25 protein-coding genes are annotated in these 23,998 nt (G+C 63.4%); 7 read left to right on the top strand and 18 right to left on the bottom strand.

The annotated features are described in order from the left end of the window. Positions 1-5: 5 nt before the first annotated feature. Complete coding sequence (locus GQ651_RS11735; RefSeq protein WP_160764438.1) at positions 6-368, bottom strand: GFA family protein; 363 nt, start codon at positions 366-368, stop codon at positions 6-8. Further along, the gene (locus tag GQ651_RS11730; protein WP_160764437.1) at positions 359-838 is read right to left on the bottom strand and encodes a GAF domain-containing protein; all 480 of its coding nucleotides are present in this window, start codon (positions 836-838) and stop codon (positions 359-361) included. The genes GQ651_RS11735 and GQ651_RS11730 overlap by 10 nt, the downstream gene beginning before the upstream one ends. Positions 839-1,312: 474 nt before the next feature. On the opposite strand from GQ651_RS11730, the gene GQ651_RS11725 reads away from it, so the two are divergent. The 3 genes from GQ651_RS11725 to GQ651_RS11715 all read left to right on the top strand — a co-directional run bounded on the left by GQ651_RS11725 (position 1,313) and on the right by GQ651_RS11715 (position 4,006). Continuing rightward, positions 1,313-1,657, top strand: coding sequence for an STAS domain-containing protein (locus tag GQ651_RS11725; RefSeq protein WP_160764436.1), 345 nt, complete (start codon positions 1,313-1,315; stop codon positions 1,655-1,657). After that, positions 1,635-2,135: an ATP-binding protein gene (locus GQ651_RS11720; protein WP_406565462.1), complete on the top strand. Its 501-nt coding sequence runs from the start codon at positions 1,635-1,637 to the stop codon at positions 2,133-2,135. Before GQ651_RS11725 ends, GQ651_RS11720 begins: the two co-directional genes overlap by 23 nt. Before the next feature lie 284 nt (positions 2,136-2,419). After that, positions 2,420-4,006: a gamma-glutamyltransferase family protein gene (locus GQ651_RS11715; RefSeq protein ID WP_160764435.1), complete on the top strand. Its 1,587-nt coding sequence runs from the start codon at positions 2,420-2,422 to the stop codon at positions 4,004-4,006. Positions 4,007-4,078: 72 nt separating this feature from the next. Here the strand turns inward: GQ651_RS11715 and hspQ are convergent, their stop codons facing one another. Further along, positions 4,079-4,405 (bottom strand): heat shock protein HspQ, encoded by a 327-nt coding sequence (hspQ, locus tag GQ651_RS11710; protein WP_160764434.1) that lies wholly within the window; start codon positions 4,403-4,405, stop codon positions 4,079-4,081. Positions 4,406-4,485: 80 nt separating this feature from the next. On the opposite strand from hspQ, the gene GQ651_RS11705 reads away from it, so the two are divergent. Next, positions 4,486-5,367: an AEC family transporter gene (locus GQ651_RS11705; RefSeq protein WP_160764433.1), complete on the top strand. Its 882-nt coding sequence runs from the start codon at positions 4,486-4,488 to the stop codon at positions 5,365-5,367. A gap of 79 nt (positions 5,368-5,446) precedes the next feature. Continuing rightward, positions 5,447-6,031, top strand: a complete 585-nt coding sequence (locus GQ651_RS11700) for a transglycosylase SLT domain-containing protein (RefSeq protein WP_160764432.1) — start codon at positions 5,447-5,449, stop codon at positions 6,029-6,031. Between the two features lie 20 nt (positions 6,032-6,051). Here the strand turns inward: GQ651_RS11700 and GQ651_RS11695 are convergent, their stop codons facing one another. From GQ651_RS11695 to GQ651_RS11680, 4 genes are all read right to left on the bottom strand, one after another. Further along, positions 6,052-6,636, bottom strand: a complete 585-nt coding sequence (locus GQ651_RS11695; protein ID WP_227258151.1) for a LolA family protein — start codon at positions 6,634-6,636, stop codon at positions 6,052-6,054. Positions 6,637-6,876: 240 nt separating this feature from the next. After that, on the bottom strand, positions 6,877-9,648 hold the full coding sequence (locus GQ651_RS11690; protein ID WP_160764430.1) for a DNA translocase FtsK: 2,772 nt from the start codon (positions 9,646-9,648) through the stop codon (positions 6,877-6,879). 12 nt (positions 9,649-9,660) lie between these two features. Then, the gene (locus tag GQ651_RS11685) at positions 9,661-10,839 is read right to left on the bottom strand and encodes an aminotransferase class I/II-fold pyridoxal phosphate-dependent enzyme (protein ID WP_160765144.1); all 1,179 of its coding nucleotides are present in this window, start codon (positions 10,837-10,839) and stop codon (positions 9,661-9,663) included. 172 nt (positions 10,840-11,011) lie between these two features. Then, a complete protein-coding gene (locus GQ651_RS11680) occupies positions 11,012-12,334 on the bottom strand; it encodes an amidase (protein WP_406565461.1) in 1,323 nt (440 codons plus the stop codon). 48 nt (positions 12,335-12,382) lie between these two features. Between GQ651_RS11680 and GQ651_RS11675 the strand changes: the two genes are divergently transcribed. Further along, on the top strand, positions 12,383-13,642 hold the full coding sequence (locus GQ651_RS11675) for an FAD-dependent monooxygenase (RefSeq protein ID WP_406565460.1): 1,260 nt from the start codon (positions 12,383-12,385) through the stop codon (positions 13,640-13,642). Positions 13,643-13,829: 187 nt separating this feature from the next. Here GQ651_RS11675 and GQ651_RS11670 read toward each other — a convergent pair whose 3' ends face one another. The 5 genes from GQ651_RS11670 to GQ651_RS11650 form a co-directional block, all read right to left on the bottom strand. Further along, positions 13,830-14,009, bottom strand: coding sequence for a Trm112 family protein (locus GQ651_RS11670; RefSeq protein WP_160764428.1), 180 nt, complete (start codon positions 14,007-14,009; stop codon positions 13,830-13,832). Further along, positions 14,006-14,650: an LON peptidase substrate-binding domain-containing protein gene (locus GQ651_RS11665; RefSeq protein WP_160764427.1), complete on the bottom strand. Its 645-nt coding sequence runs from the start codon at positions 14,648-14,650 to the stop codon at positions 14,006-14,008. Before GQ651_RS11665 ends, GQ651_RS11670 begins: the two co-directional genes overlap by 4 nt. A gap of 27 nt (positions 14,651-14,677) precedes the next feature. Continuing rightward, positions 14,678-15,598, bottom strand: coding sequence for a thioredoxin (gene trxA, locus GQ651_RS11660; protein ID WP_160764426.1), 921 nt, complete (start codon positions 15,596-15,598; stop codon positions 14,678-14,680). Between the two features lie 75 nt (positions 15,599-15,673). After that, positions 15,674-16,462, bottom strand: coding sequence for an exodeoxyribonuclease III (locus tag GQ651_RS11655; protein WP_160764425.1), 789 nt, complete (start codon positions 16,460-16,462; stop codon positions 15,674-15,676). A gap of 91 nt (positions 16,463-16,553) precedes the next feature. After that, positions 16,554-17,393, bottom strand: a complete 840-nt coding sequence (locus tag GQ651_RS11650; RefSeq protein ID WP_160764424.1) for a DUF1206 domain-containing protein — start codon at positions 17,391-17,393, stop codon at positions 16,554-16,556. A 153-nt stretch (positions 17,394-17,546) separates the two neighbouring features. On the opposite strand from GQ651_RS11650, the gene GQ651_RS11645 reads away from it, so the two are divergent. Next, entirely contained in the window at positions 17,547-18,014 is a 468-nt protein-coding gene (locus GQ651_RS11645) for a hypothetical protein (RefSeq protein ID WP_160764423.1), read from the top strand. Positions 18,015-18,088: 74 nt separating this feature from the next. On the opposite strand, the gene GQ651_RS11640 is transcribed toward GQ651_RS11645, so the two are convergent. The 6 genes from GQ651_RS11640 to GQ651_RS11615 form a co-directional block, all read right to left on the bottom strand. Beyond that, positions 18,089-18,514 (bottom strand): F0F1 ATP synthase subunit epsilon, encoded by a 426-nt coding sequence (locus GQ651_RS11640; RefSeq protein ID WP_160764422.1) that lies wholly within the window; start codon positions 18,512-18,514, stop codon positions 18,089-18,091. A gap of 9 nt (positions 18,515-18,523) precedes the next feature. After that, positions 18,524-19,948, bottom strand: a complete 1,425-nt coding sequence (gene atpD / locus GQ651_RS11635; protein ID WP_160764421.1) for a F0F1 ATP synthase subunit beta — start codon at positions 19,946-19,948, stop codon at positions 18,524-18,526. An 18-nt stretch (positions 19,949-19,966) separates the two neighbouring features. After that, positions 19,967-20,848, bottom strand: a complete 882-nt coding sequence (locus tag GQ651_RS11630; protein ID WP_160764420.1) for a F0F1 ATP synthase subunit gamma — start codon at positions 20,846-20,848, stop codon at positions 19,967-19,969. A 25-nt stretch (positions 20,849-20,873) separates the two neighbouring features. Continuing rightward, positions 20,874-22,412, bottom strand: coding sequence for a F0F1 ATP synthase subunit alpha (gene atpA / locus GQ651_RS11625; RefSeq protein WP_160764419.1), 1,539 nt, complete (start codon positions 22,410-22,412; stop codon positions 20,874-20,876). Beyond that, positions 22,412-22,972, bottom strand: coding sequence for a F0F1 ATP synthase subunit delta (locus GQ651_RS11620; protein ID WP_160764418.1), 561 nt, complete (start codon positions 22,970-22,972; stop codon positions 22,412-22,414). The genes atpA and GQ651_RS11620 overlap by 1 nt, the downstream gene beginning before the upstream one ends. Before the next feature lie 237 nt (positions 22,973-23,209). Then, positions 23,210-23,956, bottom strand: coding sequence for a class I SAM-dependent methyltransferase (locus GQ651_RS11615; RefSeq protein ID WP_160764417.1), 747 nt, complete (start codon positions 23,954-23,956; stop codon positions 23,210-23,212). Positions 23,957-23,998: the final 42 nt, after the last annotated feature.

The following is a 23,998-nucleotide window of genomic DNA, read 5'->3' as shown; positions in this document are numbered from 1 at the left end:
GGGCGTCAGCGTGCGGGTGGCAGATCGTAATAGTCGCCCTTGTCCTCGGTGAAGATCTGCCGGGTGAGGGTCAGGCCCGTCGGCCCGTCGACTGTGCCGAGCGCGAACGAGATATGGTCGTCATCGTCGTGCTTCCAGAACATAGAGGCGCCACAGGTCGGGCAGAAGCCCCGGCGCGCCTTGTCCGAAGACTGGTACCATGACACGTCGCCCGAAATTTCGAGCTGGTCATCGGGCACGTGGCTGGATGCCCAGATGTGACCCGATGTCTTTCGGCACTGGCTGCAATGGCAGGCGGCCGGGTTCGCGGCCTTACCATGAGCGGTGAAGCGGATGGCGCCGCAAAGGCAGGAGCCAGTCAAAGGCATGAAACATCTCCGAAAACCTGATCGAGAAGGGGCTGCAGGAGGTCGATGTCGTCCTGGGTGAAAGCGTCGGGACGATCGCTGTCGATGTCGAAGACGCCAAGTATCCTTCCGGCCTGGTTCCGCACGGGAAGCACCAGTTCCGAGCGCGTCGAAGACGAGCAGGCGATGTGACCCGGAAACGCCTCGACATCGGGAACGAGTTGCGCCCTGCCCGTTCGGGCTGCCGCTCCGCAGACACCGCGTTCGAAGGGAATGTCGAGGCATCCATGCCCGCCCTGGTAAGGCCCGATCTTCAGATGGCCGGGCCTGACGACCCGGTAAAACCCGGTCCAGTCGAAGCGTGCGTCCGCGTTGTGCACCTCGGCCACGACCGTCGCCATGAGCGCCACGGCATCGGTTTCACCCTCGGTCAGGGCAAGAATCCGACCGGCCAGTTCGCCCTCGGCAAATACCGTGTCCGCCGCACTCATATGTGTTCGCTCGCGATGAACATGTCTTCGCCTCCTCCGATACTTATCGCGCGCCGGATGCCAGATCGGGTGACCCGGCGCAGAGCCGTCGCAGTTCGTGATTACCTTATTACGGGATACCCCGGTTTCCGCCATGAACGCCATGGGTACCGCGGCGACGACCCTATTCACTTTACGCTGCTTCGGGTCGCCGATGGTCCGGCCGGCATGACCGAAGACCTTCCTCACGGCGGGCACGTGGGCCGGGATGAGACACCCAGACGCCCACGCACAGGCCACATATTTTGAACTGCGCGCACAGATCGGACGCCCTGCGGTCTGCTCTCAGGACCAACGCGGCAGCACCGTCGGAACCGGAAGACGGAATGGATATCGTCACCCGCCCGCTATCCCGGTCCGGGTCTGATCCTGCTTACAGAATGGTAACGGCTTCCGTCTAGGTTGACGTCGGAAAGAACACGCAGGAGCCGGCTTATGAAGATGAGCGCCTCAGAAAAACAGGACTGTCTTGTGATCAAGGTGGACGAACCGCGAATCGACGCCGCCGTTGCGGTCCGGTTCAAGGATGGGATGCGGGACCTGACGGAACATCCGGCCCGGCGGGTCATTCTTGACCTCAGCTCGGTGGATTTTCTCGATTCCAGCGGCCTGGGCGCCGTGGTCAGCGTGATGAAACACCTCGGGCGCGGCCGGCAACTCGATCTTGCCGGCATGACGCCCGCGGTCGACAAAGTGTTCCGCATGACACGCATGGATTCGGTGTTCGACATCTATCCGGACACCAACGCCGCAATTGATGGGGCCGCTCATGCCTCATGACTTGGGGTCCAGCGGGGCGACCTCATCTCCGCCAGTAACTGCGGCTGGAGGAGTGCTGTCACGCACCGCCTTCCGCGCCACATTTGAGAACGTGCGCCTCGCGATTGAACGCGCGATGACCACGCTCGAGCCGCTTCACCTTCAACCGGAAGAGGCAAGTTCGATCGAGCTGGTACTTGCGGAGGCGCTGAACAACGTCGTCGAACATGCTTATGCGCCCGGCGATGAAGGGCACATCAAGCTCGTCCTGCGGCACGGACGGGCAGGTCTGCTGATCGAGATCCGGGACAATGGCCGACCCATGCCGAACGGTCGCGCTCCCCTCGGCGACAATCCGAAGGATTACGCGCGCGCGGATGACCTGCCCGAAGGCGGTTTTGGCTGGTTCCTGATTCGAGAGCTGGCTCGCGACCTCGTTTATGACCGCGAGAACGGTGAGAATTTTCTCATCTTCCGCATGGCGATTGGACGTCGCTGACCACCGGCTCGCGACCGCCCACAACCAAGCAGATCTTTCAACAATCGAGCAATTTTAAGCACTAAGCGGCTCTCTAGGAAACAATTACTCAAAGTCGCCGCAATTCCACCGCATTGGCGACAAGGCCGGGAGTCATTCCTGCCTCGTAGCTTCGTTTGAGCTTCCCTCGGCATCGCGTTTTTTCAGCCCCCACCCAGTGCGCGGTGTCGAGGTCTCAAACCTTTCCCAACCTTGCCTTTCCAGCGTCTCAGTCCTAGGTCGCGCACTGGGACGAGGAGACGTGAATGCGTGATTTTCATTTGCCGGGGCGCTCGCCGGTCTATGCGACCAATGGCATGGTCGCCACATCGCACCCGCTGGCCGCGGTCGAAGCTGTTCAGGCGCTTCGCGACGGCGGCAATGCGGTCGACGCAGCCATAGCCGGCGCGGTCCTTCTTGGGCTTTGCGAACCTCAAATGACAGGGATCGGAGGCGATATGTTCGCCCTCGTCAAACCTGCCGGTTCGAACGAGGTCATCGCACTCAACGCCTCGGGCCGGGCGCCCGCAGCCACCGACCCCGACGCGCTGCGCGCAGAAGGCCTGAACAAGATTGCGCCGGGGCATCCCGCATCGGTCACCATTCCCGGGGCCATCGACGGGTTCTGCAAATTGTCCGAGCGGTTCGGCCGCCTGGGTCTCGAACGCTGCTTCGCCCCGTCGATCCGTTATTTCGAAACCGGCGTGCCCATCGCGCCCCGCGTCGCGGCCGACATCGCCCAGACGCCGGAGACCTTCAACAACGCCGCCATCCGACACTATACGAAAGATGGCCGCGCCTATGGGACGGGGGACATCTTTGCCCTGCCCGCACAGGCAGAACTGCTGAAACGTATCGCGATTGAGGGGCGGGACGCTTTCTACACCGGCGAAGCTGCCGATGACATGCTGGCCGCCCTTCGCGCGGCGGGTGGCGTCCACACCGCGGAAGACTTCGCCGCGACCGAGGCCACATGGGGAACGCCGATCAGCGCCGCCTATCGCGGACGCGACATCCTCGAGCACCCGCCCAACGGACAAGGAGCGATCGCGCTTCTGATCGCGCGCATTCTGGCCGAGTTCGATCTGGGCTCACTCGACCCCAACGGCGTACAACGCCTCCATCTCGAGGCCGAAGCCACCAAGCTTGCCTACGACGCGCGGAACCGGTTCCTCGCCGACCCCGAGCACATGACCGCACTCGACAGGCTGACGGCGCCGGAAACCGCCAGAAAGCTCGCGGACCTGATCGATCCGGCACGCGCCATCGCCAAGGTCGCCCCCCTGACCGAGGCGGTCCACCGCGACACAATTCTGATCACCGCAATCGACCGCGACGGAATGGCGATCAGCCTGATCTACTCGATCTTCGCAACCTTCGGCGCGGGCCTCGCCAGCGACCGGTTCGGCATTCTCCTTCACAACCGTGGATCGGGCTTCAACGTGACGCCGGGCCACCCGAATGAGGCAGGTCCGAACAAACGGCCGATGCACACGATCATCCCTGGCATGTCGGGCAGAAGCGGCAGAATAGACATGGCGTTCGGCGTGATGGGCGGACAGTACCAGGCCTGCGGTCACGCGCATCTGATCTCGAACATGGTCGATTTCGGCATGGACCCGCAGGAGGCCATCGACGCCCCCCGCGCATTTGCCGATCCGATTTCCGGCAAGCTGCAGATCGAGCGTGGGGTCAGCGACGGTGTGCGCGCCGGGCTGGCCGAAATGGGCCATCCTGTCAGCGACCCGCCCTCTGCCATAGGCGGCGCGCAGGCGATCCTGATAGACCATACGCGCGGCGTTCTGATCGGCGGCTCGGACCCGCGTAAGGACGGATGCGCCCTCGGCTACTGACAACGGAAAACGCCCCCGCGACGACGAGGGCGTTTTTCCTTGACCAGACGCCGGGCACCGAGGCCCGGCGGCTCAATTCATCTGGACCTGCAACGGATAGTGGCCGTCGCTGAAGTCTCCGAAGAAATCACCCAGATCCGGATGCTCGACCGGCTCGCCGGAATAATCCGCGATCAGGTTCTGCTCGGACACATAGGCCACATAGTAGCTCTGCTCGTTCTCCGCCAGAAGGTGATAGAACGGCTGGTCCTTGGCCGGGCGGCTTTCTTCCGGTATCGCCTCGTACCATTCGTCGGTATTGGAAAACCGAGGATCGACATCGAAGACCACACCGCGGAACGGATGCTTCCTATGCCGGACAACCTGGCCGAGCGAATACTTTGCGCGCGTCTTGAACATAACGGTACCCCCTATCTTTCCTGTACGCCTCTGCGCGTCATCTGTCGACAAATTCGAGTAAAATTTCAGGGAAACAGACTGTGAACCTCGTCCTGACAGTGGCTGAAATCGTCGCTCCGGTCTTTCTTCTGGCCGGTGTCGGCTTTGTCTGGGTCAAATTGGGGATCGAGTTCCGCATCCGATTCGTTACCCATCTGGCCATGACGCTGGCCGTGCCCTGCCTGATCTTCACGGCCCTGATGAAGACCGATATCGAGCCTGCCGCGCTGACAGCGGTGTCTCTCGCATCCATCGCCGCCTATGCCGTGGTCACGGTTATCCTGTGGATGACCCTTGCCGCGTTGCGCCTGGACAGACGCACATTCCTCGCCCCGCTCATCTTCGGCAATACCGGCAACCTCGGCCTGCCGCTGGCGCTTTTCGCCTTCGGTGAGACGGGGCTGGCCTTCGCGGTGGTGATCTTCGCCATCATGCTCCTGATATCGTTCACCTTCGGGGTATGGCTGGTCTCGGGCGGCGGGTCGGTCGTGAAGGCACTCACAGACCCGGTCGCCATCGCGACGGTTCTGGGCGCGCTCTTTCTCTGGCAGGGCTGGAGCACCCCGCGTTTTCTCACCAACACGCTTGAACTGATTGGCCAGCTCACCATCCCGCTGATGCTGATCACCCTTGGCGTGGCGCTTGCCCGGCTAAAGCCCGCCAATCTTGGCCAGGCCTTCTGGCTGTCGCTTCTCAAGGCGGCAGTCTGCATGGGTGTCGCGGCAGGCTTCGGTCTGTGGTTTGATCTCGCGCCTATCCCCTTTGCGGTCCTTGTCCTTCAGGTCGGCACGCCGGTGGCCGTCACGAACTACATGCTGGCCGAGAAATACGGCGCGGACGCGGACGCCGTCGCAGGGCTTGTTGTTGTCTCCACCCTGATGAGCGTGGCGCTCCTGCCGCTCCTTCTTGCAGTTGTGATCTGACGCGCCTCATTTCCCCGTTCCTTCACGGCCCGTCCTGCGCTATTCTTGCCAGCAAAACAAACATACGGGCGATTGAGGCATGAGCAGATCCCTTCGCGCGCTGATTTTGCTGTTGTTCGTCTCGGCCTGCGGCAGCGCCAACTATTCAGCGCCACGCAATCTCGACAACGCGTGCTCCATCGTGAGCGAGCGTCCGGCCTATCTGAAGGCTATGAAACGCGCGGAACGCCGATGGGGCGTCCCGGTGGCTGTGCAGATGGCCACGATCTATCAGGAATCCAAATTTATCGGGAATGCCCGCACACCGGTGCAGTATTCCCTCGGCGTCATCCCGATGGGCCGGCAATCGTCGGCCTATGGTTATAGTCAGGCGCTCGACGGAACGTGGGAGGAATACCAGCGCCTCGAAGGCGGCTGGGGCGCGCGGCGCGACGACATCCACGACGCCACCGATTTCATGGGATGGTATTTCCTCGAAACCCAACGCGAGCTCGGGATTTCCGTAGCCGATGCCCGCAACCAGTACCTTGCCTATCACGAAGGTCGCACCGGCTATCGCCGGGGTAGCTACAACCAGAAAGGCTGGCTCCTGAAGGTCTCGAACGAGGTCGCGAACCGCGCGGTTCTCTACGACGCACAGCTCCGCGCCTGCGGCAAGGCCTGACCCGCAACCGGCGGCGCGCCTCAGCGCGCGCGCCGGTCCTCTTCGAAGGAAATATTGAAAAGGGTCGAGGACAACTCGCCACCCTTCCGCATCTCGCCAAGGATCACGGTGGTCACGGCGCCCTGTCCGTCGGTCACCACCCATTGGCGCAGTTCGACAGGATCGGCGGTGAACTTGAGGGCGATCGTGCCGTATTCCGGATGCTCCGGGTCCTGCGCCACCACGGTGGTCGCCGTCCCGTCATAGCTCTTGCCGACGACCATGTTTCGCCGGGCGAGGTCCACGTTACGCTCCAGGATCACGTTCAGCGGCGTCTGGCTCAACGGATAGCGCTCGGCCTTCCCGAGGTTAGACTTCCCGTCGAAAATCCCGATCTGCCCGGCCCCCGCCATCACCAAGAGCTCTTCGGGCGGATTGTATTCGAACCGCATCCGTCCCGGCCTCTTGATGTAAAGCGTACCGGTCGAGAGCGTGCCGTCGTCGTTCACCTGCGTGAATCCGGCCTCTGCGGTCCGAAGCCCGTTCAGATAGGCCGAAATCCGGTCGAGCGACAGCTCCGCCGCCGCCACCGGCCCCGCCACAAGGGCCGCTGCCCCGCTCGTCATAATGAAAGTCCGTCTGTCCATCACGCATACCTTTACCGTTCCGGGCCGATATAGGCATCTCATGCCATCACCGCCAGCGATAGGCGATAACACGCCCCCGCAGGCGGATAACCGCCTTCATTATCGGCCCGAAAATATCCCGGGGTGAATTCGGCCCAAGGGGCCGAAGAGGGGCAGCGCCCCTGACGGCGGACGCGTCACGCGTCCGCCCACCGCGACCGGCGAAGCCGGGCGCAAAACCTATTGCGGCTCGGGCACCAGGATTTCGCGCTTGCCCACGTGGTTCGCGGGGCTGACGAGGCCGTTCTCTTCCATCTGCTCGACCAGCCGCGCGGCCTTGTTATAGCCGATGGCCAGCTTCCGCTGGATGTATGAGGTCGAGCACTTCCGATCCTTGATCACAATGGCGACGGCCTGATCGTAAAGCGCATCCTCGCCATCGGTGTTGCCGCCTAGGCCCAGCACCATGTCGATATCCGACGACGCCTCCTCATCGGGTCCCTCCTGGACGCCCGAGACATACTCCGGCGCCCCGAAGCTCTTCAGGTGGTTCACGATCTCCTCGACCTCCTCGTCCGAGACGAAAGGCCCGTGGACGCGGGTGATCTTGGCGCCGCCCGCCATATACAGCATGTCGCCCATGCCCAGAAGCTGCTCGGCGCCCATCTCGCCGAGGATCGTGCGGCTGTCGACCTTCGAGGTCACCTGAAAGCTGATCCGCGTCGGGAAGTTGGCCTTGATCGTGCCGGTGATGACATCGACCGAGGGGCGCTGCGTGGCCATGATCAGGTGGATACCGGATGCCCGCGCCATCTGCGCCAGACGCTGGATACAGGCTTCGATCTCTTTCCCCGCCACCATCATCAGGTCGGCCATCTCGTCGACGATGACCACGATATAAGGAAGCGTCTCGGGCGCGAATTCCTCGGTCTCGAAGATCGGCTCGCCGGTTTCCTCGTCGAAGCCGGTCTGAACCGTGCGGCTGAACATCTCGCCCTTCTTCAGCGCGTCGCGCACCCGGCCGTTGAAGCCCTCGATGTTGCGCACGCCCATCTTCGACATGCGGCGATAGCGTTCCTCCATCTCGCCGACGACCCATTTGAGTGCCACGACCGCCTTTTTCGGATCGGTCACCACGGGCGACAGCAGATGCGGGATGCCGTCATAGACGGAAAGTTCCAGCATCTTCGGGTCGATCATGATCAACCGGCATTCTTCGGGCGTCAGCTTGTAGAGCAGCGACAGGATCATCGTGTTGATCGCCACCGACTTGCCCGACCCCGTGGTCCCCGCGATCAGAAGGTGGGGCATCTTGGCAAGGTTCGCGATCACCGGATCGCCGCCAATATTCTTGCCCAGCGCCAGCGGCAGGCGATGGTTGCCATCGCCATAATCCCGCGCGGCGAGGATTTCACGCAGCACGACTTTTTCGCGGTTCTCGTTGGGCAGTTCGATCCCGATGACGGAACGGCCCGGAACCGTCGACACGCGCGCCGACAGGGCCGACATCGAACGGGCGATATCATCGGACAAGCCGATCACCCTGCTCGCCTTCAGACCGGGTGCGGGTTCCAGCTCGTACATGGTCACGACCGGGCCGGGCCGGACACTGACGATCTCGCCCTTGACGCCATAGTCGTCCAGAACGCTTTCCAGCATCCGCGCGTTTTCTTCCAGCGCCGCATCCGACAGGTGATGTCGCTCGATGCTGCCGGGGTCGCTCAGCAGGCTAAGCGGCGGCAGTTCGAAATCGCTGCCCTCATCGAAAAGCGACGGCTGTGCTTCGGCCCGCGCACGGCGCGAGGGCGCGGGTTTCTTCGTGCCATGCTGCACCACGGCCTTCGGCTCGGGCGTCTCTATGCGGCTCGAACGGAAGCCGGTCGGCTGATGCGGCTCAGCCACCAGTTCAGGCTCGGGCATCGTCAGGCCACGGTCGAAGGCGGAGTAGTCCGACAGCGCCCCATCCGCGCCCAGCATCGTCACGCGCGGCTCTGCAGTCGCGGCGACCGTGGCGGTCACACCCGCCTGCAACGGCGGTTCGGCGCGCAGCCCCTCGGGCCGGCGCACCCGGCTTTGCACGGCATCGGCGATCCGCGCGCTGATCCGGTCGCGCGGCTGATCATCCTCGATCAGGGCAAGATCATCAGCATCGTCATCGTGGTTCTTCTGCACCATCGCGCTGATCCGCCCCAGAAGTCCGCCCTGAGGCTGATCCGCCTTGCGCTCGCGATAGGCGCGGGTGGCGCGCAGAACGGCGGGGCTTACTTCGCCGCCGTCGACTTCGGGCATGGGCTCTTGTCGGGCCTGAACACGGGCATCCCTCCGGCGCGAGGCGACGGCACGCGCCTGCGCCCAGCCTTCGCGCGCGCCCCAGCCAAAGGCGCGCAGCGCCGTGTCATAGGCCAGGATCACGCCCCCCAAAAGATACCGGCCTGCCGCGCTCAATTCGGCACGGGTGAAGCCCAGAACGAACAGGCTCATGGCAACGCCACCGGCAAACAGCGCCAGCGCCAGCGCCTTCAGACCGAAGGCCGCCGAGACCGGCAGCACACCCAGAAGCGCACCGAGAATCGTGTCCCCGAACAGCCCGCCCAGTCCGAAGGAATGCGCCCAGTCCGCAGCCGGCACATGGGTCGACGCATAGACAGACACCAAAGCCACGCCGATGGGCGCAAAAATCAGTCGGCCAAGCGCGCCCTCTTCGCCCACATGGAACAGAAACCGAAGGCCCCAGACCCCGAACACCGCCACAAGCCCCCAGGCACCATAGCCCGCGATCACGTAAAGCGGCGACGCGATGGCCGCGCCCAGCGGTCCCATCAGGTTCCGCGCGGGCTGATCTGTGGCGTTCAGCCAGTTCGGGTCATCCGGCGAATACGAGCCGAGGATCATGGCAAACACCACGGCCAGCCCAAGCAGGGTAAGCCCCAGAAGCTCCTTGCCCCGGCGCTCGATGATCGCCTGGGTGTCGCTGTCAAACAGGGGGTCGCGGTGTCTTGCCTGATACGCCATAAGTGCTCGTCCTCACCTGAATAGGCAGTCGCGGATCCGTTCCAGACCGCGCTGCATCTCGTCCTCATCGGCCACGAGGGCCACTCTTATAAATCCCTTGCCGGGGTTCCCTGTATCGGTGTCACGGGACAGATAGGCGCCCGGCAACACACGCACGCCCGTCTCCTGCCAGAGCCGGAGCGCGGAGGCCTCGCCATCCTCGACTGGCAACCACAGGAAAAAGCCCGCCTTCGGCGCGGCGCAGCCGTCGATGCCCTCGAAGACCCGATCCGCGATGTCGTACTTGACGACATACCGCGCGCGGCTGGCCCGAACGTGTTCCTCGTCCGCCCACACCTTTTCCGCCGCACGCTGGATCGGCAACGGCAGCGGCGCACCGGCATAGTTCCGTAGCTGCCGGATATGCCGGATGCTCTCTGGACCGCCGGCGACGAACCCCGCCCGCAGGCCGGGCAGGTTCGACCGCTTGGACAGCGAATGAAAGATCACGACGCGCTCGGGGTCGGCACCCATCTGGGTGGCAACCTCGAGCGCGCCGACCGGGGGCGTGTCCCTGTAAACCTCGGAGTAGCATTCATCCGCAAAAACGCGGAAATCATGACGCTCGGCCAGAGCGATCAGGTCCTGCCAATAGGCGCGATCGGCCACGGCACCCTGCGGGTTCGACGGTGAGCACAAATAGGCGATCGTCACCCGGTCCAGCGTGTCGGTGGGCAGCGCGGTATAGTCAGGCAGAAACCCGGTCGCGGCAGTGGCCGGCACAAAGACCGGGGTGGCCCCAACGGCCTGCGCGGCCACGGCATAGACCTGATAGAACGGGTTCGGCGTCAGGACGACCGGCGGCTTGCCCCCCTTCGTCTCGGGCGAAAGCGCCAGCGCGGCGTTGAACAGCCCCTCGCGTGTGCCGTTCAGCGCCATGATCTGCCGCGCAGGGTCAAGCGTGACGTCATAGCGCCGCTTCACCCAGTCCGCGATTGCCTGAAGAAGCTCGGGCGTGCCTTCATTCGGGGGATATTTGCCAAAACCCGCAGCTTCCGCCGCGATGATCTCGGTCACGAAATCGGGCCAGGCGTGGCGCGGCTCGCCGATGGTCATATGCAGAACCTCACCGCCCGGCGCATGAGCGTCGAGAAGCGCGCGCAGGCGCGGAAATGCATATTCGGGCAGGTTCGAAAACCGCTCGGGAAACACCATGACTGCCTCAAGATCGGGGTCGTTTCGCCCCGTTTTCATCAGCTTAGACCAGTGCCCGCGGCTGGGTCCACGGGAAAAACCGTCCAAGGACCGGGCGGGGCCGGAAAATGTGGCTTTTAGGCCAGCGCGCGTTCTGCTGCGTCTTGCTCCAAAGCGCGGTCCGCCGGGTCTATTTCAAGGCGCGCTCCGCGGCGACGCCCAGCCTGAGCAACCTCTCTTCCGACAGTCCCTGGAATAGGATGCCGACGGACCGCACGCCGGTGGGCAGCGTCAGCCCTGCCAGTCCCATCAGGTTGCCGATCCGCGTATTCTGAAGCGCCAGAAGATTCTCGGCCGCGAAATGCGCCTCATCCGCCAGAACCTCGGCCAGCTTTGGCGGGGTGATCGGCACGGTGGGGATGATCACCGCATCATAGGCGGCGGTCGCATCGCGATAGGCGGCCCGCAGCCGCTCCAGCTTTTGCCATCCGGCGATATAAACATGCGCCGCCACCGCCTTGCCGCCCCGAAACCGCTCGCGGACAGGGGGGAACATCTTGTCCGGCTCCGCCTCGATCGCTTCGCCCCATGTCGCATAAGCCTCTGGCGCGAAAAGGATTCCGGCCATCGACATCGCCTCTTCGACCTCTGGCACGCGAATGCGGTTAATCACTGCGCCAGCGTCTTCCAGCCGCGCCACGGCCTCGTCAAACCCCTTATCAACAGGCGCGCGGATGTTGTCGAAGGCCGACGTCTCCAAGACTGCCAGCCGCGCACCATCGAGGGTTGCCCCGTCGAGCGACGGCGCCTGCCCGCCCTCCATCGCCGCCAGCAATAGCGCGGCGTCCTCGACCGTCCGGCAGAGCGGGCCCACCGTATCGAAGCGCGGGCATAGCGGCACGACACCATCAAGCGACAGCCGCCCCGCCACGGTTTTCAGCCCCACGAGGTCGTTCCAGGCGGACGGCGTGCGCACAGACCCGCCGGTGTCCGACCCGATCCCTGCCGCCGCCAGCCCGAATGCCACCGAGGTGGCCGCGCCCGAAGACGACCCGCCCGACACGCGCTCTTCATCGTTCACATTGGGCGGCGAGGCGGTGATCGGATTGGCGCCCAGACCCGAAAAGGCCAGTTCGGTCATGTGTGTCTTGCCGAGACAGACAAGGCCTGCGTGCGTCGCCTGGGCCAGCACCCGCGCATCCTGCTCGGGCACCCGTCCGGCCAGCAGGGCCGAGCCCGACGCCGTCTCGGTGCCTGCGCTGTCGAAGAGATCTTTCCAACTGATCGGTACCCCGTCCAGCAGCCCGCGCCGGACGCCAAGCCGCGCACGCTCTGCCGCGGCGGCAGCCTCGGCCCGCGCACGCTCCTCCGTGACACGGGCATAGATACGGGGGCTATGAGGGTGGCGGTCGATCGCGTCGAGAAAGGCCTCTGTCAGGTCACGAGGGTCGATCGACCCGTCACCGATCCCACGGCCAAGCGCCGCCGCGCTCATCATCAACCAGTCGCTCACGGACACCCCCTTTGCGTTGCACGCCAGACGGTAGCGGCAAGGCGGCACATGGACAATCCCGACCGAAGGCGCATATCTCGGCCCATGGGTCTTGATACCGATATCCTCATCGCGGGCGGAGGCCTGAACGGTACAACGTTGGCGCTGGCGCTGGCCTCCGGCGGTTTCGACGTGACGCTGGTCGATCCCGCCCCCGCTGCCGCGCGCGCCGACGACGCTTTCGACGGGCGGGGCTATGCACTGTCAATCCTGTCGCAGCGAGTCCTGGCGGGGCTAGGCCTTTGGGAGGGTCTGAAAGATCGCGCAGGACCGATCCTGGATATCAAGGTCACCGACGGGCGCGCGGGCGAAGGCCCGTCGCCCTTCGTCCTGCATTTCGACCACGCCGAGATCGAAGAAGGCCCGATGGGCTACATGGTCGAAGACCGCCATCTGCGCCCGGCCATTATCGACGCGTTGTCAGATGCAGGCGTCCGGCAGCTCGATGGTCGGCGCATTGTGGCGCAGGAGCCAAGTGAAAGCGGGATCGCCGCAACACTGGACGACGGTGCGCGGCTTGCTGCAGGCGTCCTTGTCGGGTGCGATGGCCGGATGAGCGGCACGGCGGCCCGCGCCGGAATACGCCATATGCGGTGGGACTACGGGCAGACGGCGCTTGTCTGCGCCGTGGCTCATGAGCGGAGCCATAAGGGAACCGCACATCAGTTCTTCATGCCCGCCGGTCCGCTGGCAATCCTTCCGCTTGCGGGTGACCGGTCTTCCATCGTCTGGACCGAAACGACCGACCGCGCGTCAGAGATCCAGGCGCTCGACGATGCCGGATATCTGGACGAGCTTCGCCCCCGGTTCGGCGATTTTCTGGGCGAGATCAGCTTGGCGGGCAGGCGCTTCACCTATCCGCTGGGCCTCTCCTTCGCACATCACTTCGTGGCGCCCCGCGTCGCGCTTCTGGGCGATGCCGCCCACGCCGTGCATCCGATTGCCGGACAAGGCCTGAACGCGGGACTGAAGGACGTGGCCGCGCTCGCCGAAGTCCTGACCGAGGCACGCCGCCGGGGCGAGGATGTGGGCCGACTGGATGTGCTCGAACGCTATGAGCGCTGGCGCCGCTTCGACGCGGCGACGCTCGCGCTTGCCACGGATACGTTCAACCGTTTGTTCTCGAACGACAACCCTGTCCTACGGATGGTCCGTGATCTGGGCCTCGGCGCGACCAATGCGCTGCCGAGACTGCGCCGTAGCTTCATTCGCGAAGCCGCAGGGCTGACCGGCGACCTGCCGCGCCTCGCCCAGGGCCGCCCGCTTTGACATCACCGCAGCGCGTGCGAGGGGCCAGCCCCTCGCGCTCCCCGGAGTATTTCAGAACAGAAGAAGCGAAAATTTGACTAAAATTGTCATTGGCCTTCGCCTGTTCGAAATATCCCGAGGGGGTCCGGGGGAGCAGAGCTCCCCCGGCGGATCGACCGGCGAAGCCGGGCGAAAACGAAACCTCAGGTCAGTCGAGCTTTCGGGCCTCATCGACCAGCATGATCGGGATACCGTTCCGGATCGGATACGCCAGATGCGCGGCTTTCGAGATCAGTTCCTGCGCCTTGGCGTCATAGCTGAGCGGCGCACGGGTCTCGGGGCAAACCAGAGCCTCGAGCATTCGGCGGTCGAATTCCGGTTCACTCATTGCATCGTCTCGTCCTGCCCGCCGGAGCGAAGTGCGAATTCCAGCAGGGTCACCAGCGTCTCGCGCCGTGTGCTCAGGGATGGCGCTTCGAGAAGCGCCTGTTTGTCCTCAGGCTCGAACGGGCAGAGCATGGAGAGCGAGTTCAGCAGAAGCTCGTCCTCGGCATCCTTCAGCGAGTCCCAGTCGGTTTGCAGCCCTTCGGATTCGAAGTAACGCCCCAGAAGGCGGAAGAAACTGTCCCGGTTGAACCCGGGATCGTGCTCAACCGCGCCGGTGTCTCGCGAAAAACTGTCCCAGTTCACCGCACAGCGGCGGTAGGGCGTGAACCCGTCAACCTCTTGCACGACGCGGAAACGCGAGACACCGCTCAATGTGATCATGTAGCGGCCATCCTCGGTCTCGGAAAAGGCCGTGACTCGGCCCGCACACCCTATGGCATGGAGTGACGGTGCCCCCTCCCGCGATCCGTCCCGCGGTTGGATCATCCCGATCAGGCGCTGCGGGGATTTCAGAGCATCATCGAGCATCGCCAGATAACGCGGCTCGAAAATGTGCAGCGGCAACCGGGCGCGCGGCAGAAGCAGCGCACCCGGCAATGGAAAGACGGGGATCGTTTCGGGCAGGTCGGCGGCTGAGATCATCTGCGTCACCTAGTCCGACCCCACCCGTCAGGCAAATATGATCGACGACAGCTTCCGGCGCCCATTCAGAACAACCGGGTCATTCGGCTTCAGCGCGTCGAAAATTGTGAAAAGCTGCGTCTTGGCGGCCTCTTCGTTCCACTCGCGGTCACGCCGGAACAGATCGAGCAATTCGTCCACCGCTGCCGCCGCATCGCCATTGGCATAAAGCGCCTGCGCCAGATCGAAACGCGCCTGGTGATCGGACGGGTCGGCCTCGACCTTCGCGCGAAGCTCGGCCACGGGACCGGCGGCTTCGGCCTGTTTCAGAAGCGCGATCTGTGCACGCACCGCTTCGATCTCGGGTGCGTTCGCCTTGTCCTCAGGCACGGTGTTCAGCACCTGAACCGCCTGATCCACCTGGTCCATGGCGATATGCGCGCGGGCGAGACCCGCATAGGCGGCCGCATTCGACGCATCTTCCTGAAGAACCGCCGAGAAGATCTGTGCGGCATCGGCCACGGCGCCCTGCTCCAGCATTTCCTCGGCCGCAGCCAGCGCCTCACCAAGGCCGTCGCCCTCCCCACCTTCGCCGCCAAGGGCAATCAGGCGGTCGATGAAGGACTTGAGTTCCGATCCAGGCACCGCACCCTGAAAGCCATCCACCGGCTGGCCCTGCCAGAAGGCGTAGACGGTGGGAATGGACTGGATGCGAAGCTGACCGGCGATGGCCTGGTTCTCATCCACGTTGACCTTGACCAGCTTCACCTTGCCGCCGGCATCCGTCACGGCCTTTTCAAGCGCCGGTGTCAGCTGGCGGCAGGGGCCGCACCACGGCGCCCAGAAATCGACGATGACCGGCACTTCGCGGCTGGCCTCGACCACATCGGCCATGAAAGTGGCCTCGGAGACGTCCTTGATCAGATCGTTTGCCGGCGCACTGGCGCCGTTCGGATTAAGCTCAAACATGGGTCACCCCGGATATAGCGTTGTTTTGGCTTATATGCGTATTGACGCCGAAAGACCAAGGGGCAGCCCCCTGCGCTATAGGTCGAATGTCGCGAAAACCGGGGCGTGGTCGGAGGGTCTTTCCCATCCCCGCGCGGCGCGCAGGACGCGGCTGCCATGGGCGGCGTTCGAGATATCGGGCGTGGCCCAGATATGATCCAGCCGGCGCCCCTTGTCGGCTGCGTCCCAGTCCGCGGCGCGATAGGACCACCAGCTATAGAGTTGGCCCTCGGGAATATCCTGCCGCGTGACGTCGACCCAGCCGCCCGCATCCTGCGTCTCGCCCAGATGCTCGACTTCGACAGGGGTGTGGCTCACCACTTTCAGAAGCTGTTTGTGGCTCCAGACGTCATCCTCGCGGGGGGCGATGTTCAGGTCGCCCACAAGGATGGATTTGCCGGGCCGCTCGGCGTGGAAGGCGTCGCGCATCTGGGTCAGATAATCGAGCTTCTGGCCAAATTTCTCGTTCGCCTCGCGGTCGGGAACATCGCCGCCGGCAGGCACGTAGAAATTGTGGATGGTCACACCGTTTTCCAGACGCGCCGCCACATGGCGAGCATGTCCAAGCTGGGCGTAGTCCTCGGAGCCGGCATCTTCCAAGGGCAGCTTCGACAGGATCGCGACGCCGTTATAGCCCTTCTGTCCTCGTGCGACGATGTGCTGGTAACCCAACTCCCGGAATCCCTCGAGCGGGATTTTCTCGACAGGGCTTTTGCATTCCTGAAGGCAGAGGACGTCGGGAGCTTCTTCCCGAAGCAACTTCAGGACAAGCCCCTCCCGCAGCCGGACCGAGTTTATGTTCCATGTGGCAAGCGTGAAAGGCATGAAGAGGCTCCGGCAGATACACTACCGGAGCCTTATGGCTGACCCGGGGGTGAGGGAAAACCCCCGCTTCGGCCTGGACGCATTCAGCCTGTCAGGTGGCGCGAGCCTTCATTTCTGCGGCAAGAGTGGTCAGGTCCTTCTCCGTCGCCTTCGGCACGATGCGATAACGCGCATTCACAAAGCAGAAGACGGCGAAACCCAGAAGACCGATACAGATCAGAACGACCAGGAACTGTCCGAAGGGCTGACCGCCGAGAAACTCCCAGACGCCGCCAAGGCCTGAAGCTTCATTCGGATTGGCTGTGATGCCGGCGTACAGAATAAAGACCCCGATGATGCCGACGATGACGCCCTGCGCCATAACACCGGCCTTCAGGACCCAGTTCCAGTTAAGGGTGAACTCGTTGCCAATCAGATGCTCGCGATAGGCTTCGGTCCACGCTTTGTGGCCATAATAGATGCCAGCGCCAATGGTGCAGAGACCGGCAAAGCCCACGATCCAGCGGCCCCCCGGCCATTCCATGACGGCCGCCGCGGCCTTGGCCACGCCGGATTGATCACCGCCGGACGTGCCGGAGAACAAGAGCAGGAAGGCCGCAATGCCGAGCGCGCCGTGAATGAGGCCCGTTGTGACCTGCCCGGCACGGGCGATCAAACCTTCTCCATCGGTGCCATAGTCTTCAAGATCGTAGATCGCGCAGGTCACGCGCCAGATGGCATAGGCCACGAGACCTGCGAAGATGAGGAAGAGCGCGACCGAACCCCAACCGGTCCCCTCGAGATACTGGAAAACGGTTTGTGTCCCCTCTGCCGAGCCGCCCTGCCAGATCGTATAGAGCGACACCCCGGCCACGATCAGATAGGTCAGCCCACGTCCTGCGTAGCCCGCACGCATCATCTTTATAGCCCATGAAAAATCGGGGTCGGACATTGCTTATCTCCACTGTTTACCCAGAGGAAACAGCACAGGGCGGGATTCCGTTCCTTACTTGGCACGCCCGGAGACAAGAATCGCCTCTCTAAAATGGCGGACTTGGTTTGGTCACAATTCGCGGATAACTCTTTTCACATGAGTGAAAGTCAGATGCCGGACAACTCTCGGATGCCGTCCCTGCCTATCGGCAAATGGGGCTTCTGGGCTGTGACCGCAGGCGTCGTTGCGCTCTTGTTCGTGTTCTTCCAGATTTTCGGACCGACGCTTGAGCCCAAACCTTCGGCGGCGCAGCAGATCGGCGAAATGGCAGGCGAGATGAAGCGCGCTGCGTGGCGTTCGTTCCTTGGCCTGAAACAGCCCGAGCCGGAGCAGGAAGCCGCCCGCTCTGTAATCTCTCAATACCTGCCCCTAATGGGACCGATCTTCGGCGTCGTCGCGATCGTGCTGTCACTCATTTCGGCGCTTATGCGTGAAAACTGGCATTATCCGGTCTACGGCGCGGCGCTTGGTATCGGCGCCATCGTTTTCCAGATTGCATGGTGGGTGCTGCTTGTCGTGCTTGGCATCATGCTCTTGGTCTCGATCATCGAAAACCTGGGCGACTTCTTCAGTTTCTAGGCTGTCAGGCTCTCGGCCCCAGAAAAGGAAAAGGGGCCCGAAGGCCCCTTTGGAAAAATCGCTTGTAGATACGATTACGGCGCTGGTGCGCGGCTGCTTGCCGGAATGCCGATCTCGTCGCCCATGGCGACAAGGTCGGAGACCAGTTTCGCGGCGCTGTCGATGGCATCGCCCTCGGCCTCATCGCGGGCCTTTTCGGCCTTCGCCACACGCTCGCTCAGGAATTCCGAGGTAACCTCGCCCAGAGGCAGGGCCTCTTCGGCAAGAACGGTCGTTCCTTCCGCCGAGATCTGGGCAAAGCCGCCTGTAACAGCGAACTTCTCTTCGCCGCCATCCATCTCGACCGTCAGAACGCCAGGACGGAGCGTGGTAACCGTGGGCGCATGGTCCGGCATTGCCGTCATGTCGCCATCGGCGCCCGGAATGCGGACCGCCTTGGCCTGACCCGAGAGGAGACGTCTCTCGGGCGAAACCAGGTCGAATTGCATCGTGTCAGCCATAAGGCCCCCTTACGCCGCTTCGGCGGCCATGCGTTCGGCTTTCGCCTTCACCTCTTCGATACCGCCAACCATGTAGAAGGCAGCTTCGGGCAGGTGGTCGTACTCGCCGGCGACGACCGCCTTGAACGACGAGATCGTGTCTTCAAGCGGCACCTGAACGCCGTCGGAACCGGTGAAGACCTTGGCAACGTCGAACGGCTGCGAGAGGAAGCGCTGGATTTTCCGGGCGCGGGCCACGGTCAGCTTGTCCTCTTCCGACAGTTCGTCCATGCCGAGGATCGCGATGATGTCCTGCAGCGACTTGTAGCGCTGAAGGATACCCTGCACGTCACGGGCAACCTGATAATGCTCTTCACCCACGATGGCCGGGTCGAGGATCCGCGAAGACGAGTCGAGCGGGTCCACGGCCGGATAGATGCCAAGCTCGGAAATGGCACGCGACAGAACGGTCGTGGCGTCGAGGTGGGCAAAGGTCGTGGCGGGCGCGGGGTCGGTAAGGTCGTCCGCGGGAACGTAGACGGCCTGAATCGAGGTGATCGAGCCTGCCTTGGTCGAGGTGATCCGCTCCTGCATGGCGCCCATGTCGGTCGCCAGCGTCGGCTGATAGCCCACCGCCGAAGGAATACGGCCCAGAAGCGCCGACACCTCGGAGCCCGCCTGCGTGAAGCGGAAGATGTTGTCGACGAAGAACAGAACGTCGGTACCGGACTGGTCGCGGAACTGCTCGGCCAGCGTCAGGCCGGTCAGCGCAACACGGGCACGGGCCCCCGGAGGCTCGTTCATCTGACCGTAAACCAGGGCCACCTGCGACTCCGACAGGTTGTCGGGCTTGATAACGCCGGATTCGATCATCTCGTGATAAAGGTCGTTGCCCTCGCGGGTCCGTTCACCAACACCGGCGAACACCGAGTAACCCGAGTGCACCTTGGCGATGTTGTTGATCAGTTCCATGATCAGAACCGTCTTGCCCACGCCGGCACCGCCGAAGAGGCCGATCTTACCGCCCTTCGAGTAGGGGGCCAGCAGGTCGACGACTTTGATGCCGGTGACAAGGATTTCCGATTCCGTCGACTGTTCGTCGAACTTCGGTGCGGGCTGGTGAATGGCGCGCTTTTCCTCGGCCACGACGGGCTCGCCCTCGTCCACCGGCTCGCCGATGACGTTCAGGATACGCCCGAGCGTTGCGTTGCCCACCGGCACCTGGATCGGGCCGTCGGTGTCGGTCACGACCTGACCACGGACCAGACCCTCGGTCGCGTCCATGGCGATGGTGCGAACCGTGTTCTCACCAAGGTGCTGAGCGACTTCGAGAACAAGGCGGTTGCCGTTGTTGTCGGTCTCCAGCGCGTTCAGAATTTCGGGCAGATGGTCGTCGAACTGCACGTCCACGACGGCGCCGATGACCTGGGTCACTTTGCCTTTTGCGTTTGCCATTTCTGGTTCTCCGGTCTTTTAGAGCGCCTCGGCGCCCGAAATGATTTCGATAAGCTCGTTGGTGATGACTGCCTGACGGGTCCGGTTGAACTCGATAGTCAGTCTCTCGATCATGTCGCCCGCGTTCCGCGTCGCGTTGTCCATGGCGCTCATCCGGGCACCCTGTTCCGACGCGGCGTTTTCCAGAAGCGCCGAGAAGATCTGCGTGGCCACGCCGCGCGGCAGGAGATCGGCAAGGATCTCTTCTTCGCCCGGCTCGTAGTCGTAGACAGTCGAGGCGTCGTCGGCCTCACCCTCGGGCGCGTCGAACGTTGCAGGGATGATCTGCTTTTCGGTCGGCTTCTGGCTGATGACGCTTTCGAAGACCGAGTAGTAGATCTTGGCCACGTCGAATTCGCCCGCATCGAAGCGCGACAGGACGTCCTCGGCGATGCGCTGCGCATCGGCATAGCCAAGGCGCTTGACGTCGCTCAGATCGACATGGCCGATCAGGTGATCACCAAGGTCGCGGCGCAGTTGCTCGCGGCCCTTTTTGCCGACGGTCAGAATCTTCACGGTCTTGCCAGCCGCGATCAGCTTGTTCGCCTGATAGCGCGCAAGCTTTACGATCGACGAGTTGAAGCCGCCGCAGAGACCGCGCTCGGCCGTCATCACCACCAGCAGGTGGGTCTGATCGCTGCCCGTGCCGCTTAGCAGCTTGGGCGCGCTGTCGCTGTCACCGACCGACTGGGCCAGTTCGGACATCACCGCGTTGAAACGCTCGGCATAGGGTCGCGCCGCCTCGGCCTGCTCTTCGGCACGGCGAAGCTTGGCGGCGGCGACCATCTGCATCGCCTGGGTGATCTTCCGGGTCGACTTGACCGAGTTGATCCTGTTTTTCAGGTCCTTGAGGTTGGGCATGTATCCCGTTCCTTCCGGTCAGATCTTACGAGAAGTCCTTGGCGAAGTCCTCGATGGCGGCTTTCAGCTTGTCGGCCGCGTCACCTTTGATCTTCGGATCCTCGTTGGTGATCCAGTCCATCACGTCGGAATGCTTCGAGTGCATATGCGCCAGAAGACCCTTTTCGAACCGGCTAACGTCGGCAAGCTTGAGGTTGTCGAGGAAGCCGTTGGTGCCCGCGAAGATGACAACGACGATTTCGGCGTTGGTCAACGGCGAATACTGCGGCTGCTTCATCAGCTCGGTCAGGCGCGCACCACGGTTCAGCAGGCGCTGCGTCGAGGCGTCGAGGTCCGAACCGAACTGCGCGAAGGCGGCCATTTCGCGGTACTGGGCAAGCGACAGCTTGACCGGACCGGCGACCGACGACATCGCGCTGGTCTGCGCCGACGAACCGACCCGCGACACCGACAGACCGGTGTTCACGGCAGGACGGATGCCCTGATAGAACAGTTCCGTTTCAAGGAAGATCTGACCGTCGGTGATCGAGATCACGTTGGTCGGAATAAACGCCGACACGTCGCCGCCCTGGGTTTCGATGATCGGCAGAGCCGTCAGCGAACCAGCGCCGTTGTCTTCGTTCAGCTTGGCCGAACGCTCGAGCAGGCGGGAGTGGAGGTAGAACACGTCGCCCGGATAGGCTTCGCGGCCCGGCGGACGGCGAAGGAGCAGCGACATCTGACGGTATGCGACGGCCTGCTTCGAGAGGTCATCGTAGATGATCAGGGCGTGGCGGCCGTTGTCGCGGTAGAATTCCGCCATGGCGGTCGCGGTATAGGGCGCAAGGTACTGCATCGGAGCCGGGTCCGAGGCGGTTGCGGCCACGACGATCGAATACTCGATGGCGCCCGATTCTTCGAGACGCTTCACCAGCTGGGCCACGGTCGAACGCTTCTGACCGACAGCAACGTAGACGCAGTAGAGCTTTTTCGATTCGTCGTCGCCGGCGGCGTCGTTGTAGCTCTTCTGGTTCAGGATCGTGTCGAGCGCCACGGCGGTCTTGCCGGTCTGACGGTCACCGATGATCAGTTCCCGCTGGCCACGGCCGATCGGAATCATGGCGTCGATGGCCTTGAGGCCGGTCGCCATCGGCTCGTGCACCGATTTGCGCGGGATGATGCCCGGCGCCTTGACGTCGGCCACGCGGCTTTCCGTCGTCGCGATCGGGCCCTTGCCGTCGATCGGGTTGCCGAGCGCGTCCACGACGCGGCCCAGAAGAGCGTCGCCCACGCCGACCGACACGATGTCGTTGGTCCGCTTGACGGTGTCGCCTTCTTTGATGTCCCGGTCGTCACCAAAAATAACGATGCCGACGTTGTCGCTTTCCAGGTTCAGCGCCATCCCCATGATGCCGCCGGGGAATTCGACCATCTCGCCGGCCTGAACGTTGTCGAGGCCGTAGACACGGGCGATACCGTCGCCGACGGACAGCACGCGGCCGACTTCAGCGACTTCGGCTTCCTGTCCGAAATTCTTGATCTGGTCTTTTAGGATTGCCGAAATCTCGGCTGCCTGGATTGCCATTATCCGACCTCTTTCATGGTGTTCTGGAGGGCCGCGAGCTTGGACTTGATCGACGTGTCGATCATCTTCGAGCCCACTTTGACGATAAGACCGCCGATGAGGCTTTCATCGACGGAGATTTGCATGGTGACGTCCTTGCCGACGGCGTCCTTGAGCGTGGCTTCAAGGTTGGCGGCTTGTTCGTCGGAGAGCGGCCGCGCGGTTCTCACCTCGGCCGTGACGATGCCTTTTTCCTCTGCGATGACGTCCTTGAGGACCATCAGCAGATGCGGAAGCACGAAGAGGCGGCGCTTGGACGCCATCAGCTTCAGCGTGTTCGCGACGGTGGCGGTCAGGCCCATCTTGTCGGCCAGTGCCGCAACGGCCGCCGACTGCTGGTCGCGCGAATAGATGGGGGAATGGATCAGGTCGCGGAAATCCGCGCTATCCGCGATTGCGCCGTCGAGCGCGGCGATGTCACGCTCAAGCGCGTCGATTTCGCCGTTTTCCTTGGCCAGTTCGAACACCGCCATCGCATAGCGCGACGCGACGCCGGTGGACTGAGATGCTGATTCCGACACGTGACCCCTTCCGCCGTTGTTTTCTTGCTCTTCCCCGAGGCGACAAGGCACCCCAGGCCACAAGGAAGCTGATCGGGTGCAGCACCCGGCGCTTCAAATCAGCGGTCGTGTAGCAGACGGTTTCCGACCCCGCAACAGGGTATGGACCACTGTGGACAAGGCCCGACTCTTACAAAAACAATGACTTAGCGATAGGTGCGACGGATTGCGCGTTATTCGCGCACCGAAACCGGGGGGTCAGACGGGCTTGGCCTCGGGCTGACCGAGCCCGTCCAGCGCCTTGAGCGGGCGGCGAACCGCCTCGCGGAGGCCGCGTCGTGGCGGCGCCGGAACCTGCTTCGTGACTTCCACCATCAGAACGCCGCCTGCGTAGCGATTGGACAGTTTCCGCCCGAGGCGTTCCCACATGGGCCCGGTCTTCAGCCAGAACGGCGTATCGGTCGGTGGATGAAACAGCGCGGCCACATGGCGCGACGGCACGAGGCCAATCATCCGAAGCTGCGCTTCAAGCTGGCCAAGTGTGTAGGGGCGGCCAAAACCGAAGGGCGTCTTGTCCCGCCGCGACCACAGCCCAGCCCGGTTCGGCACGATGAAAAGCCCGCGCCCCTCGGGGGCCATGACCCTGTAGCATTCATCAAGAAGCGCGACCGGATGCTCGCTTGTCTCCAGCCCGTGCATGACGATCAGCTTGTCGATGCTGTCGGTCTCGACCGGCCAGAGCGTCTCCTCGCAGAGAACCGAGACATTCGGCAGTCCGGCGGGCCACGGCATCACGCCCTGCTGCCCCGGCATCAGCCCGATGACGCGCCGGGCTTCACCAAGGTAAGGCCGGAGAAGGGGCACGGCAAAGCCGAACCCCAGCACGTTCTGTCGCGAGGCATCTGGCCAGAGTGTGCGCACCTGATCCCGCACCGACCGCTGCGCAGCCCGGCCAAGTGCCGTCCGGTAATAGAACTTTCTGAGGTCGATTACGTCGAGATGCATTTGCCCCGGGCGGTCAACGGATCCAGATTGATGGGGGGACCA

This window comes from Kangsaoukella pontilimi, from assembly GCF_009830125.1.
GTDB lineage: Bacteria > Pseudomonadota > Alphaproteobacteria > Rhodobacterales > Rhodobacteraceae > Kangsaoukella > Kangsaoukella pontilimi.
The sequence above is the reverse complement of the archived record's forward strand: the minus strand, read 5'-3'. Positions and strand labels throughout refer to the sequence as shown.